This is a genomic window from Gimesia panareensis, from assembly GCF_007748155.1.
In the GTDB taxonomy this organism is placed as follows: Bacteria; Planctomycetota; Planctomycetia; order Planctomycetales; family Planctomycetaceae; genus Gimesia; species Gimesia panareensis.
The window spans coordinates 4095012-4108947 of record NZ_CP037421.1 but is presented as its reverse complement, the minus strand read 5'-3'; the positions used below and the strand labels follow the sequence as shown (position 1 = coordinate 4108947).

The following is a 13936-nucleotide window of genomic DNA, read 5'->3' as shown; positions in this document are numbered from 1 at the left end:
CCAGATGAAGAAAACCCGCCCGCGTAAGCCCATTGATCAATGGAACGGGGACCCGATTCCCCCTGGTACTTCACGTGACGTCAAACTGGCGGTCAGCGAAAGCTACAGCAGTATGACGGTCAAGATCCCCATTCATATCCGGCGGGCAGAGAAAGAGGGCCCGGTCGTGTTTGTGACCGCGGCGCTGCACGGGGATGAGATTAATGGGACCGGTGCAGTTCGCCAGCTGATCCAGGATACGGAACTTCAATTGCTGCGGGGCTCGGTGATTTTTGTCCCCGTGCTCAATCTGCTCGCCTTTGACCGGCACTCCCGTTACCTGCCCGATCGTCGCGACTTGAACCGTTCCTTTCCCGGTTCAGCGAATGGCAGCCTGGCCAGCCGGATGGCACGCATCATCTTCGATGAAATTGTCTCCCGCAGTGACTATGGCATCGATCTGCACACTGCTTCGGTGCGGCGGACCAACTACCCCAATGTGCGGGGGGATATGTCCAGCCGCGAAGTCAAGCGCCTGGCCCAGGCTTTTGGCTCGGAGATCATCATCAATGGCAAGGGCCCCCAGGGGGCTTTCCGTCGCGAAGCCTGCGCAGCCGGTTGCCCGACCATCATCATGGAAGGGGGCGAGGTCTGGAAGGTGGAGCCGGGTATTGTGGAATCAGCGGTGCGGGGCGTCAGGAACGTGCTTCGCAACCTCGAGATGCTCGACGGCGAACCGGAAAGTCCCGAGTATCAGATTATCGTCGATAAGACCAACTGGGTCCGTGCCGAGCGGGGAGGCTTCCTCAAGTTTCACGTCAAACCGGGCGACATTGTCAAAAAAGATCAGCCACTCGCCACGAACACGACTCTGCTGGGCCGCGAACGCAGTATGCTCTACGCCCCCTTCGATTCAGTTGTCATCGGCATGACCACGCTGCCCGCGATCAGTCCCGGCGAGCCGGTCTGCCACCTCGGTAAGCTGCCTCCCAAAACCAGACCCTCCCGGATCCGGCGTTCCCGCTCGGAAGAGGACAGTCTGGAAGGGCAGGTCGCCGAAGAGCTTTCGACTAACCTGGTGGTCGAGGAACCCAGCGAAGAGGCACAGCAGCTGCGTCAGCATACCGCAGGCAACGGTGAAGCGACTGCTGCGGAGTAACTGCTGCACTGACAGCTGCCCGTGCCAGGCTGGTTTCACGTACTGAAACTTGTGGTGTGCTACTTTGACTGCAGTTCAAAATTGATCTTGTTTTTGCCCTCAGACACCTCTTTTTTCAGTTCGGATTTCCGGTTGTATCGCTCCGGAATCGGATCTTTCTTGAAGGTATCCTTGGGGCGTTTCGTCCGAGGGACACCGCCTTCGGAGCTGAAAGACGTGTCAATGGGGAGCACTTCCGCGACCTCGGAATCGTTGGTCTTCTTCGGATTCTCAGGCGGGACAGTGATGATGCAGATACTGTGGTTTCCCGGGACAGCCCCCTTCAGACGCTCTTTGTACTGAAGCGTATAATTTCCGGAGGCATCCGTTCGGCCCGAAGACGGATTTCCTTTCGCGGGAGAAAAAATGACAACGGCATTGGCCAGTGGTTTCCCGTCCATGGTCACCACGCCGGAAACCGGTGCCAGTTTGATTTCATCCCCACCTCCGGAACAGCCCAGACAAAACAGGGGGATCGCCATCAATAACAGCGAGGGGTAACGATCGGGTTTTAAGGCCCGAAAAGTCAGTTGGGTTTCATTGCTCATGAAAGTGAGATTCCTGTGATGGAAAAGTATGGAAAAACCCGGTTTCAGCTGAAGACTGAAACCGGGACAGGTTTGTGACAACACACCGTGAATTAGAATTCTCCGATGACGTTTTTGTCGTTAATGGCAGCCAGGTAGATCAGGGTCTCGCCGTCAATGTTCTCGCTGATAAATTTGACGCGGCCGTCTCCCAGCAGGAAGTGACAGCCACCTGTGTGCGAGCTGCTCAGGCTCCAGGCGTATTTCAGGCCGTCGGTCTGGTTGATGCCGTTGATCAGATAGATCGTCGAAGGAATCGGAGCCGTCGAAGAACCCTGCCAGTTGCGGACCAGGGCTGTGTGGTAAGGCCAGTCGCCATAGTTGCCCGCAGTGGAACTGTTCAGGGGAGAAGAACCGATCCAGATCGCTCCTGAACCACGGTCTTCTGTGGTTCGTTCGCCGACCATAATCACATTGCTGGAACCGTCAGTCAGATCCCGCATGCGGGTGACGGCATGGTTGTTAAACGCCCCCGTGTATCCCTGTGTGGTGGATGACGTCAGATAGCGGGAAGGGGAGTACAGAGCCGGATAGTTGGATTTTCCCCATGAATTGATGTTCGTGTTAATGCCATCCATCGGATCGGAGGGGCAGCTCAATGTGGGGATCGCGGTATTGATGACGGTCGGCTGCAGTACGACGCCGGCAACCGTGCGCCAGGGAGCATTCATGTTGATCTGGTTATACAGGTTGACCTGATCCAGGAACGGCAGCAGCATGACACTCCAGCCCAGGTAGCTTTCGGTCGGGATATCCCCGGCAACGGTGCGGACGCTTTCGACCTGCATCTGCGGGAAGGTCCGGTGCGTTTCGTGGTAGTTGTGCAGCGCCAGGCCAATCTGCTTCAGGTTGTTTTTGCAGGAACTTCTGCGCGCCGCTTCGCGCGCCTGCTGGACTGCCGGCAACAGCAGGGCAATCAGAATGGCAATGATCGCAATCACGACCAGAAGTTCGATCAGGGTGAATCCCCGTTTTACGTTACGCAGTCTCATTTTCATCTCCGAAGTACGATAAGAAAAAGAAATGGAAAAACCAGAATCTTGAATTCTTATCCCGTTTTCGGAAGGTCAGAAAACGCGTACGCAGCAGGCGTGAGACAGATAGAATGGCTGGAGGACCTGCCCTTAGGGGCTCGCGAAACGATGCTGAGTAGTTCGTAAATCTCACGATAAGAACGCAAAATTTGTGTTTGAACAGCAACCGGAATCAACAGTGCAGAGGCGAGACCAATAGCAGAGAACAGGGACCAGACAGAAAGCCTGTTGAGAGCGCTTTTTCAAGCTGACGCGACATTAAACACTCAATTCTATAAAAAGCAACGAAAAATTTTTAAAAATTTTTGGACCAGCCTGCCGGAACAGATCGGGTCATGCGCAATTTAAAATCGGACAATCAGTTACGGCTGGAATAAATGCACCGCCACCCCCTGATTTCACTGTCTGCGCCTCTCCAGATGTCTTTGACCTGATCGAGGAGATCGGGTATCGTTTCCGGACCGGTCGTCCCGCCTGCTGGAAAGCGACTGGCCGGTGGAGAAGGGAATTTCAAGGCCACGGGTTTGTGACTCGTTTCAGGGAGGAAAACATGATCTGCCGCTGTCTGCTGTCGCTGCTGCTCTTGACCAGTCTGGTCGGCATCTTGCAGGCCGACCCGTTTCCCCTGGAAGCCGTCAAACCCCTGGTTCCTTCCCCTGACGAAACCCGGGCTATCATAATCCTGCGGGAGTGGAGCGAAGCCCATCAAAACTGCACCACGGTCCAGGGAAAATTTCTCCGCATCTGGTACGATGATGTATTCAAGGCCCAGAAACACGCAGCAGGCGAATTCAGCTACCTGGGGCCGCGACGCGGTTTCTGGAAGTTCGGATCTCCTGCCAAAAGACCAAAAGCAGAATGGCTTAAGCAGAGTGAGCGGGGAGAACCTTATAAGTATGAGTATGCTGAGCCTGAGGCCTGGTACTGGCTGACAGATCGATTGCTGCGGATCGATGAGGCTGAAAAAACAGTTGAGTTTTATAGACTTCCTCCTGGGATTGAAAAAACAACTCTGTTGGGTTTTGGCGATTTTTTCAAGACTGTCGATAGTCTCCTTCCATTGATGCCTGGAAACCCCAATCAGAAATATCTTGATCAGTTGACTCGGAATAGTTATTTCAAGGTTCTTAAAGAGAATCAGACTCATATCTGGATCGCGGGGAAACCAAAAAAACTTAGGCAGGTTGCGATGTATCAGGAGTTTAAACTCTACCTGGAAAAGTCGCCCTGGCGACTGAAGGCCATCCAGCTGATTCACCCCGGGGGCAATCAGTCGAGTGTCTATATTTTTTCGGAAGTCAATTTCGATCCACAGGAATGGGACGAACCCGACCTCATCGGCTACAAACGGCAGAATGATCTGCCGGAAGCACCGGTCGAATGGCCGGTCGAGGCCCGCTACCCCGAGACGACAGAACGGGGGCCAGTCGAAGTTCGGCGGCCTCAACAACCAGGCCTCGCCTGGTTTGACTTTCTCAATCCCACTTACACAATCGGATTTGCTCTCTGGGAACTGGTTCACTAAGATCGAGTGGTCCCAGCGTTCATCCGTTTGCCGGAGTTCCCCAACCATGCAGAGGTCCCCCGAAACTGAAAAGATTGAGAAGCATCTCGACGTCATCGGGATCCTGTTTATGGTGATGGCGGGCTTCAGTCTGCTCACGGTGTTGTTCCTTCCAATCCATTTTATGATGTTCGAGGCGTTCACGAATCATTTTCCGCGTCAGGTTAATGGGCCCGATCCCCGGAGAATGATTCAGGACATGCAACCGTTCATCTATATTGTCTATGCCATGATCGGCGTTGTCTCGCTGATCATCGGTGCTGTCATGCTGGCGACCGGCATCAACCTCCGCCGAAGAAGGCACTTCACCTTCTGCGTGATCGGTTCTGCTCTCATCTGTCCTTCCTTTCCCCTGGGCACTGCCCTGGGAGTCTGGTCATTGCTGACCCTGTACAATAAGCACACCAGGCCCTTGTTCGCAGAGCGAACGTCTTTGGATGATGCCGACTTCCTGGATTGAATGTGTGAGGAAACTCTCTGATGCCTGCGAACAAATCCAGCCAGCTCAATCTGGTCGGCACCCTGTTTCTGATTCTCGGGATTCTGTCGATCTTCAACCTCGTGTTTTTGAGTCGGATTGGTGAGCGGATGAACGAAAACTCCCTCGCAACAGCCGATATCCGAACGCCTGACGGGAAACCGTATGATGGCTTTAAACAACAACTCGAGATACAGCAAAGCCTGCTGCGGGGAATGCTGATCATCTCGATCAGTTTTACGGTGATCAGCCTCCTGACCGGCACGTTTATGTTGAAACGGTTCGGTCATCGATTCTGCCTCGTGGGGGCGATTGTGACGATGATTGTCTTTCCCCTGGGAACCATCTTCGGCGGCTGGGCCCTGTTCCTGCTCTGCAACCGGGAAATAAAACAGCTCTTCCAGGAACGGACAGAACTTCGGGATGCCGACTTTCTGGACTGAGAAATGCAGACAGGGGATCGGAATATGTCGACGCCAACGGCAAAAAGATACAAACAACTCAAAATGGTCGCCTGGCTGATCATTGTTCTGGGAGGAATTACACTGGTGGTCTTTCCACTCGTGGCCTCCCATCTGTCGGGATTTGATTTTGAGTCTGATGTCACATCTCCTCCTGATACACCGCGTGATCTTGCCAATCGGATTTCCGCAGAACATTTCACCAAAGTGGTCTTCTACTATCTCTTACGTCTGATGTATATCTGGGCCTGGTTTTATCCATTGTTTTGTCTCCTGGTAGGAACTTTGATCTTATACCGTCGGTTTTATACGCTCTCTGTGCTGGGGGCAGCGCTGGTTTGCCTGGGGGCCTTTCCCCTGGGCGCGGTAATCGGCGGCTGGGCGTTGTTCGTGCTCTGTAACCGGGACACAAAATTTCTTTTCCAGGAACAGTCTGAGCTTCGAGAGGCGGACTTCCTCGATTAAAATATTTCCGTTTCCGTGTCAGCCTGATCATTGACAGAACAGCGGCGCCGACAATAATTCCTCCAGCAGGGATCAGTCCGGAAACAGAGAGGAAGAGGTTCTTTTGAACGAACAAAAAGTCAAACGGCTGAAGAGGGCTGGAAAGCTGATGATCATCTGGGGCGTGCTGGCACTGACCCTGGTACTGGCGATCAATCCCATGTTTTCCGCCATGAATGAGGGGATGGAACAGATCATCGAGCACCCCCCTCAGCATCAAGAGGCTGCCAAAGCTTCGACCCGGTTCAAGTCCATCATGCAGACCACGGTCACCCTCGTGGAGTTCTGCTTCTGGGCCTATCCCGTGGTCTGCCTGTTGACCGGTGTCTGGATCCTGCAGGCCCGACATCTCACCTGGTGCGTCATCGGTGCAGCCCTGGTCTGTGTCATGGTCCCCGTGGGAACCATCCTGGGCATCTGGTCGCTGATCCTGCTCCGTGACGCCGAACTTCGGTCGCTGTTTGATCAGCAGGATTCCGAACTGAACTCCGGTGCTGCGTAGCAGGGGTTTACCTTTAATTTCATCTCTGTCGCTCTGATCGTACATAATTCAAAATCGCCTCTGTTCAAAAACACCTTTGGTGAAGATAATAGAACCGTAGGAAGTTACCCGGGTCGTTTTAGAAGGATGCATCATGGAGCCCCTGGATCTGAAGCAGTTTGAGTGGAAAATCGAAGTCCGTCAGTTGACGATGGACGACTTCGATGAGCTGGTGGAAATGGAAAAACAGTGTTTTCCGGGCATGCAGACCTGGGGACGCGAACACATCGAGAGCCAGCTCAAAATCTTCCCGGAAGGACAGCTCTGCGTCGAAATTGACGGACGGCTGGCGGCTTCCTCGTCGAGTCTGATTCTCGATTTCGACCCCGCCCTCGAATGGCACAACTGGAAAGCAGTCGCCGACGACGGCTTTATCCGCAATCATGATCCGAAAGGGGACACCCTCTACGGGATCGAGATCATGGTTCATCCCGAGTTCCGGGGTATGAAACTCTCCCGCCGACTCTACGATGCCCGCAAGGAACTCTGCCGCAGCAAAAATCTGGCCCGGATCATCATCGCCGGTCGGATCCCCGGCTATCACAACTATGCCAAAACTTTCTCCGCACGGGAGTACATCGACCGGGTCGTCGATAAAGCAATCTACGACCAGGTTCTCACCGCCCAGCTGGCCAACGGCTTCTCGGTGCAGGGGCTGATTCCCAATTACCTCCCCTCCGATACCGAATCCTGCGGCTACGCAACTTACCTGGAGTGGACCAACCTCGATTATCACCCTGGTGCCAAACGCAAATATCATAACACGGTGGAACAGATCCGGATTTGCGTGGTCCAGTACCAGATGCGTTCGGTGAAAAACTTCGATGAATTCTCCCAGCAATGCGAATTCTTTCTCGATACCGCCTCCGATTATAAATGCGACTTCATCCTCTTCCCGGAACTGTTTACCACGCAACTCCTCTCCTGCGTGGAACCGACCCGTCCCGGGCAGGCCGCCCGCCGACTCGCGGAATTCACGCCGCAGTACCTCGACTTCTTCACGGAGATGGCAGTCAAGTACAACGTCAACGTGATTGGCGGTTCCCAGTTCGTCGTCGAGCATGGAACGCTGTATAACACCTCGTATCTCTTTGGCAGAGACGGTTCGATCGGCAAGCAGTACAAAATTCATATCACCCCCAGCGAGCGGAAATGGTGGGGCGTGAGTCCGGGAGACCGCGTCGAGGTCTTCGATACCGATTGTGGCAGGATCGCGATCCAGATCTGCTACGACATCGAATTCCCGGAACTGACCCGCATCGCAGCCCAGAAGGGGGCACAGATCGTCTTCGTCCCGTTTAACACCGATACCCGCCATGGTTATCTCCGCGTCAGGCATTGTGCTCAGGCACGCTGTATTGAAAATCATCTGTATGTCGCCATTTCAGGTTGCACGGGCAACCTGCCTTTCGTGGAAAACGCGGATATTCATTACGCACAGTCCGGCATCTTTACCCCCGCCGATGTCGAATTCGCCCGCGATGCCGTCGCCGCAGAATGCAATCCGAATGTCGAAACCGTCATCATCCATGATCTCGACTTTGAACAGTTAAGAAGGCACCGCGAATCGGGCAGCGTACAAAACTGGCACGATCGCCGTACGGAACTCTATCGCGTGGTCTATCAGGAAGATGGTCGGTCATTTGAGGTCTAGCAGTCATCGGGAATTTTGCCTCTGAACTCGCGGAAACGGCTGGGATGTTTTAAAATTTCGGGAGCTCATTAAATCCTGTCCTCGAGAAGAAACCAGAATTCGCAATTGTCATGGAATACGAACGCAAAGTCTGCCTGCAACGGGAAAGTGTCATGCTGGATTCATATAGCGGAATCTCCAAAAAGGTAGGGATGCCCCCGGGATCGCTGATCCATGTGGGGGATTTTGACGAAGACGATACCCGGATCTCGGTCGTCGATTACTGTCATGGCGATCTCGAAGAACCGGTGGTCGAAACGGTCGAAGATCTGCTCAAGTTCCGGGAAAAAGATTCGATTACCTGGGTCTGCCTGGAAGGACTCAAGAATGTCGAGATCACCGAACAGATCGGCAAACTGTTTGATATTCACCCCCTGGTTCTGGAAGACATTCTCAACACGCACCAGCGGCCCAAGTTCGAAGAATATGACGATTACCTCTACATCGTTCTCAAAGGACTGACCGTCGCGGACGAGTCTGTCGATCCGGAAGATTTCGAGGTCCACTACGAACAGATCAGCATTCTGGTGCTCAACGATTTTGTATTTACCTTCAAGGAGCGGAAAGACGAACTGTTTCTGCCCCTGATTCAGCGGATTCGTAACAGCTCCGGCCGCATCCGTACGCTGGGGACCGACTACCTGACCTACGGCATTCTGGATACGATCGTCGATCAGAACTTCGTCCTGCTCGATACGATGGACGAGCGGGTCGACGCCATCGAAGAAGAACTGCTCGACGATCCCGATTCCGGAACTTTGGCCACCATTCAGCGACTCAAGCGGGAACTGATCGACATCCGGCGGGCCACTTCGCCCCAGCGCGAACTGGTCGCCGCCATCCTCCGCTCGGATCATCAGCTGTTCAGTGAGAAAGTCGATATCTATTTCCGCGACGTCTACGATCATGTGCTCCGCATCAACGAATCGGTCGACTCTTATCGCGATATGCTGGCCGGGCTGCTGGATATTTATGTCTCCAGCATCAGTAATAAAATGAATGAGGTGATGAAAATCCTGACGGTTTTCGCGTCGATCTTCATCCCGCTGACCTTCATCGCCGGCATCTATGGCATGAATTTCGAATACATGCCCGAGCTCAAATGGAAATGGGCCTATCCCACGCTCTGGCTCGCATTCGTAACAATCCCGGCCGTCCTGCTGATCTATTTCAAAAAGAAAAAATGGCTCTGACACGAAACTCCCTTCTGCGGTAGACGCGGACCCATGTGTTTGCCCGCCCGGTGATTCACAATACCCCTCACTCGTCCAGTGGATCTAGAACACCCTGCCCAGACCAGGGTGAGCCCAAATGTAATTCGGGCCGAGCAGAGCGAGCAGGAAACTGATAGGGAAACATTTCGAACGGTTCCACACTGACTCCGTTCCACCAAATCATTCTTTGCATCCCTGTGGCAATCTCCCACTGAACTTTCCCCACGCAAACCTGAACAGTCTGGACTTGATCCACTGATTCCGAATCGTATTTTTATGCAAATGTGCTTCGCGCGCGAGGCGGACGATGCGTGCATTGGAACACGACGAACAAGTGACTCAATAGCACCTGAATCGCCGTCGATTTTTCCCGTTTTTCACTGGAGCAAACAGAACCGGTTCCCGATGTCCCGTAAGATTTCAAATCATTTCGCAGCAAACTCAGAGCAAATGAATTGCTTCTCACAGATAATTCACAGCAGACTCCCGACAACTCAGAGCACAAAATTCTCTTGACCTCTGCGAGCCGTTCTGCAAGATCTGTGTCACTGTTGGCTTGCCCGGCACTGCTTGAATCAACCAGCCATAACAACAGGAAAACCGGATGCAGCCTGAACCGAGAATCACGCGTAGGGGCGACCCTGTGTGGTCGCCCGCACTTTCGACAGACTCTATTTGTAGATGTTCCGAAAGTTGTCACAGCTTCCCTCGTTTTCTTTTCAATTATGAATTTCACCAGGCGGGCTGGCACACAGGCCAGCCCCTACGAAAAAGGAGTTCCCATGACCACATCCACTCCTCGTAAATACCTCTCCAAAGACGAACAGACTGTCGTTGTCCGGCTGATCAAAAAAATGATCGGTCTGGGCAGGTACACCTCCGAAATTAAAACCGCGATCGCTGCCGAGTACGGTTTCAGCCGCCATTCCGTCACGCGCTACGTCAACCGCGCCCGACGCGAAATGCGGGAGTTCGTCGAACAGGATGTTGATCTGCACCGAGTCGAATCCTATTACTTTTATCGTTCTGTCTTCGATAATCCGGACTCGACCCAGCACGAACGCCTCCGCGCCCGCGAGCGGATCGACAAAATCATGGGCATCGAACTCCCCAACCAGTTCCACCAGAATAAGAAGTTCAACAAATCACTCGAAGAAATTCAGAACATGTCTAATGAAGAACTTGATCACCACTATGAGAAACTGATCAAACAGCACAGCTGAAACCAGGCGGACATCATACTGAAGGGCACCTGCCAGGCGAGCTGAAAATCAGACACCGCTGCTGATGATTCACCTGAGCGGAAAGGCGCCATCGTGTGTCACTGACGGCGCGGACTTAGACCAGACTCACGAACTGCAATCTGCGGGTAGGGGCGAACCTGTGTGTTCGCCCGCCTGGCGAGTCACAAATTCCCCTTACGCGTCCAATGGTTTCAGAGAAAAAACTCCCAAACCGGGGTGGGCCCGAATGCAATTCGGGCCGAGCGCAGCGAGCAAGAAACTGGCAGTGTTGACTGCATCATATAAAAACCTGTTTTGCGCACACGTCAACCAGGAGGTGAGACAAGAGAAAGCCCATTCGTGAGTCTCCCCTGTCAGCTCCTGTTGCCTGCGGCAATACCGGATTCCATCCGGTACCACCCATGGATTGACTTACGAACTGCTATTTGCGGGGAGGGGCGAATCCATGGTTCGCCCGCCTGGCGGGGTACGAACTTGCTTAGTCGTGACGCAGGGCGGCGATCGGATCGACGCGTGCTGCTCTCCGCGCGGGCAGGATCGTGGCCAGGGTGGTGACGAACATGCTGAAGACCAGCACGGCAGCCAGCAGCCACACCGGGAAATTGATGACGTGTTCCTGCGTGAAAGTTTTGTTGAACTGGTTCTCCAGAATCGAAATGGTCATCATTTCAATCGGTATCTTGATCACCAAACCGATCACCAGCGCACAGAGCCCCCCGATCAGCCCGAGCAGTGCTCCTTCGATCAGAAACAGCATCTGAATCTGCCCCTCGCGGGCGCCCAGCGCTTTCATGATGCCGATTTCCCGCGTGCGTTCGACAACGCTCATGACCATTGTATTGGCGATCCCCACCGCGGAGATGATTAACGCAAAAATCGCAACCAGGGAGACGATCAGTGTGACCTGGCGCACCTGTTCCTGAATGAATTCGACCATCGAGATCAGCGAATATTCACGCAGGCCCATTTCGCGAATCTGTTCCGAGACGGCTTTGAGGTTGGACTCATGATCGACCTGGACAGTCGCTTGATAAAAACCTTCCTTTTCAATGTGCGGAACCCGCAGCGCAAATTGCGTGGCTGTTTTAATGGGCAGCAGGAAATCGGCCATGCCGTTGGCGCTGTCGAGTCCCACATCCTCGTTCAACTCACTCTCGGTAGGGCAGCGATAAATCCCGGCCACAGTAAATTCCTGGGCAATAATGTGTTCGACCGAATCAACAGACCGGGACGGATCAGTGGGCTTTGGCTGAAACGCTTTCTTCAAGGCGGCACGTTCCTCTTCAGAAAAATTCAAATCACCGATCAGTTTTGGAATGCGATCCAGCGCGCTGTTTAAGGCCGTTAACTCTTCCTTGCTGAACTCAACATCGCCTCCACTGCGATGCGAGAGAGAGTACGCCACCCCTTCCGCTCCCTGGCGGTGTTCGATTCTGACTTTGGTACCGATCAACGCGCGCATCTGGGCGGGAGAGGTAAATCCCCATTTCCAAGCGACAAACTCGTTGAGTAGAATCACCGGTTCACTGTCAGATTCAAATACTTTGCCCACCAGAATGCGTTCAGGCAAGACTTCATCGTCGGCCGCGACCGACGCACCCATTCCCTGCATCTCCTGCTCTCCCTGGATCAGTGAAACGTAACTGGAGATTTGCGGGTGGACCGTTTCGACATGTGCGAACGCTTCGATCTCGTTAATCCGCTCACGCGTGAGCCCGATTCTCTTCGTACGATGTTCGAACTGCCAGTGGCGGATGAGCATTTGGCGAATCCGCGCCCGCATCGCCTCGTCTATGTCGCCCTCAATTTTCAGTTCCTCTTCCGGGATCTCTTCTTCGTCAATGCTCCAGTTCTGAGAGACGTGGATCTGACGTAATTGTTTGCTCATACTGAAGACCCGCATGACCGCCTCCTGAACGCCGCTCCGCGAGGCAAGCGCAAAGAGCAGCATCAGCGAACCGATCACGACTCCAATCAGCGAGAGAGCCGTACGGGTTTTCTGCCGACGTATGGCCAGGAGCGACATGGAGACGAGGTCATGGAATTTCATACGCTGACCGCTCCCGAATCGTGGTCCAGCCGGCCATCCAGCATATGCAGCACGCGTGTCGCAAAACGATAGGCCAGTTCTTCGTCGTGCGTGACCAGAATCGTCGCGGTCTCGGAATTTTCCGTGAATCGGCTGAGCGATTCCAGGATCTCCCCGGCGGTCGAGGAATCGAGGTTGCCCGTTGGTTCATCTGCCAGCAGCAGTTCCGGCCTGTTCATGAGAGCCCGCGCAATGGCGACCCGCTGCTGTTCGCCGCCCGAGAGTTCGCTGGGCCGGTGCCTCATCCGCTCGGCTAATCCGACCGCCGTTAACGCCTCCTGGGCCGCCGCCATGCGTTCCGCCTTTCCCCGGCGGTCAAACACCATCGGCAATTCCACATTCTGTAATGCCGTCCGCCAGGGGATGAGGTTAAAGGCCTGAAAGATCATTCCCACACGTTCCCGCCGATAGTCGGCCATCGCGGCCGGAGAAAGCTCAGACAGTATCGATCCTGCTACGCAAATCCGCCCGCCCGTCGGTCGATCCAGGCCGGCAATCATGTTCAACAATGTCGATTTGCCCGATCCCGATTTTCCCAGCAGGGCCACCCGTTCGCCACGACGCACAGTAAACGAAACGTTACTGACTGCGTTCACAGCGGCTTGTGTTTGACCGTATGCCTTCGAGACATCGGTAAGTTCGACAAGAATATCGCTGGCATCATGCGGCATAAGTATTCAAGGATTCAACTGGGATTGCTGGTAGATCTGTACTGGACCGAATCACTAGTGAATCAGATCTGGTTGAAATGACATTCGCTCATAAAACAGGACACTCCCTGGCTTCCCGTTTCGTCTGTTCTATTCAGGCCAGGAAGAATAATTATGTCCAAATCTGAACGCGTAGATACTATTTCCACTTATCCTACCGCAAGATCCGGGTATCGCAAACAATTTCAGGTGAGAATGATATGTAGCCTCGCCTACAGTGAAATTGCACCAGCTATAGCAGCAAGACCGGGGTAGGCCCGAATGTAATTCGGGCCGAGCGCAGCGAGCAGGAAACTTGTACAAGTAAGGGAATAATTCCTACAAAAACCAATGATAGTCTGGTTAGAGAAACATTTCGAAAAAAACATCTCTATATGATAGTTTAACCATCCTGAACTTCTACTAGAGTCCAACTTGATGATATTCTTGGATAGGGCTCGATGCTTTTGTTCGCAACAGAATATATGAAGTCATAATATGACAATTCGTATTTTTCCCACTGTTTCTTTCAACTTACCCATACCACAGCTACTATTTGAAATAGTTGGGCTTTCAGGAAATTGTTACTGTAACATCTCTTCTGTAAATTATCTGTGTGGCGGAGTGGTGCTTGTTATTTGAGCGTAGCGAAAATAACAAG

The 13936-nt window shown here is 53.3% G+C and carries 13 protein-coding genes; 9 read left to right on the top strand and 4 right to left on the bottom strand.

The genetic code is table 11. The features are described 5' to 3' along the window. Nucleotides 1-4: 4 nt before the first annotated feature. Complete coding sequence (locus Enr10x_RS15320; protein ID WP_145450557.1) at nt 5-1138, top strand: succinylglutamate desuccinylase/aspartoacylase family protein; 1134 nt, start codon at nt 5-7, stop codon at nt 1136-1138. A gap of 59 nt (nt 1139-1197) precedes the next feature. On the opposite strand, the gene Enr10x_RS15315 is transcribed toward Enr10x_RS15320, so the two are convergent. Beyond that, a complete protein-coding gene (locus Enr10x_RS15315; RefSeq protein ID WP_145450556.1) occupies nt 1198-1725 on the bottom strand; it encodes an Ig-like domain-containing protein in 528 nt (175 codons plus the stop codon). 92 nt (nt 1726-1817) lie between these two features. After that, nucleotides 1818-2756: a DUF1559 domain-containing protein gene (locus Enr10x_RS15310; RefSeq protein ID WP_145450555.1), complete on the bottom strand. Its 939-nt coding sequence runs from the start codon at nt 2754-2756 to the stop codon at nt 1818-1820. A gap of 592 nt (nt 2757-3348) precedes the next feature. Here Enr10x_RS15310 and Enr10x_RS15305 point away from each other — a divergent pair. The 8 genes from Enr10x_RS15305 (at nt 3349) to Enr10x_RS15270 (ending at nt 10476) form a co-directional block, all read left to right on the top strand. Then, complete coding sequence (locus tag Enr10x_RS15305; RefSeq protein WP_145450554.1) at nt 3349-4323, top strand: hypothetical protein; 975 nt, start codon at nt 3349-3351, stop codon at nt 4321-4323. Nucleotides 4324-4369: 46 nt separating this feature from the next. Continuing rightward, nucleotides 4370-4822: a hypothetical protein gene (locus tag Enr10x_RS15300; protein WP_145450553.1), complete on the top strand. Its 453-nt coding sequence runs from the start codon at nt 4370-4372 to the stop codon at nt 4820-4822. Between the two features lie 20 nt (nt 4823-4842). After that, nucleotides 4843-5283, top strand: a complete 441-nt coding sequence (locus Enr10x_RS15295) for a hypothetical protein (RefSeq protein ID WP_145450552.1) — start codon at nt 4843-4845, stop codon at nt 5281-5283. A 24-nt stretch (nt 5284-5307) separates the two neighbouring features. Then, nucleotides 5308-5766, top strand: coding sequence for a hypothetical protein (locus tag Enr10x_RS15290; RefSeq protein ID WP_145450551.1), 459 nt, complete (start codon nt 5308-5310; stop codon nt 5764-5766). Between the two features lie 103 nt (nt 5767-5869). After that, entirely contained in the window at nt 5870-6307 is a 438-nt protein-coding gene (locus Enr10x_RS15285; RefSeq protein WP_145450550.1) for a hypothetical protein, read from the top strand. 133 nt (nt 6308-6440) lie between these two features. After that, nucleotides 6441-8000: a bifunctional GNAT family N-acetyltransferase/carbon-nitrogen hydrolase family protein gene (locus Enr10x_RS15280; protein WP_145450549.1), complete on the top strand. Its 1560-nt coding sequence runs from the start codon at nt 6441-6443 to the stop codon at nt 7998-8000. Nucleotides 8001-8152: 152 nt separating this feature from the next. Then, nucleotides 8153-9232 (top strand): magnesium/cobalt transporter CorA, encoded by a 1080-nt coding sequence (corA, locus tag Enr10x_RS15275; protein WP_145452690.1) that lies wholly within the window; start codon nt 8153-8155, stop codon nt 9230-9232. A gap of 803 nt (nt 9233-10035) precedes the next feature. Then, on the top strand, nt 10036-10476 hold the full coding sequence (locus tag Enr10x_RS15270; RefSeq protein WP_145450548.1) for a hypothetical protein: 441 nt from the start codon (nt 10036-10038) through the stop codon (nt 10474-10476). 499 nt (nt 10477-10975) lie between these two features. Here Enr10x_RS15270 and Enr10x_RS15265 read toward each other — a convergent pair whose 3' ends face one another. Beyond that, nucleotides 10976-12547 (bottom strand): ABC transporter permease, encoded by a 1572-nt coding sequence (locus Enr10x_RS15265; RefSeq protein ID WP_145450547.1) that lies wholly within the window; start codon nt 12545-12547, stop codon nt 10976-10978. Further along, nucleotides 12544-13257: an ABC transporter ATP-binding protein gene (locus Enr10x_RS15260; RefSeq protein ID WP_145450546.1), complete on the bottom strand. Its 714-nt coding sequence runs from the start codon at nt 13255-13257 to the stop codon at nt 12544-12546. Before Enr10x_RS15260 ends, Enr10x_RS15265 begins: the two co-directional genes overlap by 4 nt. Nucleotides 13258-13936: the final 679 nt, after the last annotated feature.

Bases quoted from the DNA above. Each gene is read 5' to 3' on its own strand.
- Enr10x_RS15290 (WP_145450551.1), top strand. From the start codon at position 5,308: ATGTCGACGCCAACGGCAAAAAGATACAAACAACTCAAAATGGTCGCC.
- Enr10x_RS15295 (WP_145450552.1), top strand. From the start codon at position 4,843: ATGCCTGCGAACAAATCCAGCCAGCTCAATCTGGTCGGCACCCTGTTT.
- corA (WP_145452690.1), top strand. From the start codon at position 8,153: ATGCTGGATTCATATAGCGGAATCTCCAAAAAGGTAGGGATGCCCCCG.
- Enr10x_RS15265 (WP_145450547.1), bottom strand. From the start codon at position 12,547: ATGAAATTCCATGACCTCGTCTCCATGTCGCTCCTGGCCATACGTCGG.
- Enr10x_RS15260 (WP_145450546.1), bottom strand. From the start codon at position 13,257: ATGCCGCATGATGCCAGCGATATTCTTGTCGAACTTACCGATGTCTCG.
- Enr10x_RS15300 (WP_145450553.1), top strand. From the start codon at position 4,370: ATGCAGAGGTCCCCCGAAACTGAAAAGATTGAGAAGCATCTCGACGTC.
- Enr10x_RS15305 (WP_145450554.1), top strand. From the start codon at position 3,349: ATGATCTGCCGCTGTCTGCTGTCGCTGCTGCTCTTGACCAGTCTGGTC.
- Enr10x_RS15320 (WP_145450557.1), top strand. From the start codon at position 5: ATGAAGAAAACCCGCCCGCGTAAGCCCATTGATCAATGGAACGGGGAC.
- Enr10x_RS15310 (WP_145450555.1), bottom strand. From the start codon at position 2,756: ATGAGACTGCGTAACGTAAAACGGGGATTCACCCTGATCGAACTTCTG.
- Enr10x_RS15315 (WP_145450556.1), bottom strand. From the start codon at position 1,725: ATGAGCAATGAAACCCAACTGACTTTTCGGGCCTTAAAACCCGATCGT.
- Enr10x_RS15280 (WP_145450549.1), top strand. From the start codon at position 6,441: ATGGAGCCCCTGGATCTGAAGCAGTTTGAGTGGAAAATCGAAGTCCGT.
- Enr10x_RS15270 (WP_145450548.1), top strand. From the start codon at position 10,036: ATGACCACATCCACTCCTCGTAAATACCTCTCCAAAGACGAACAGACT.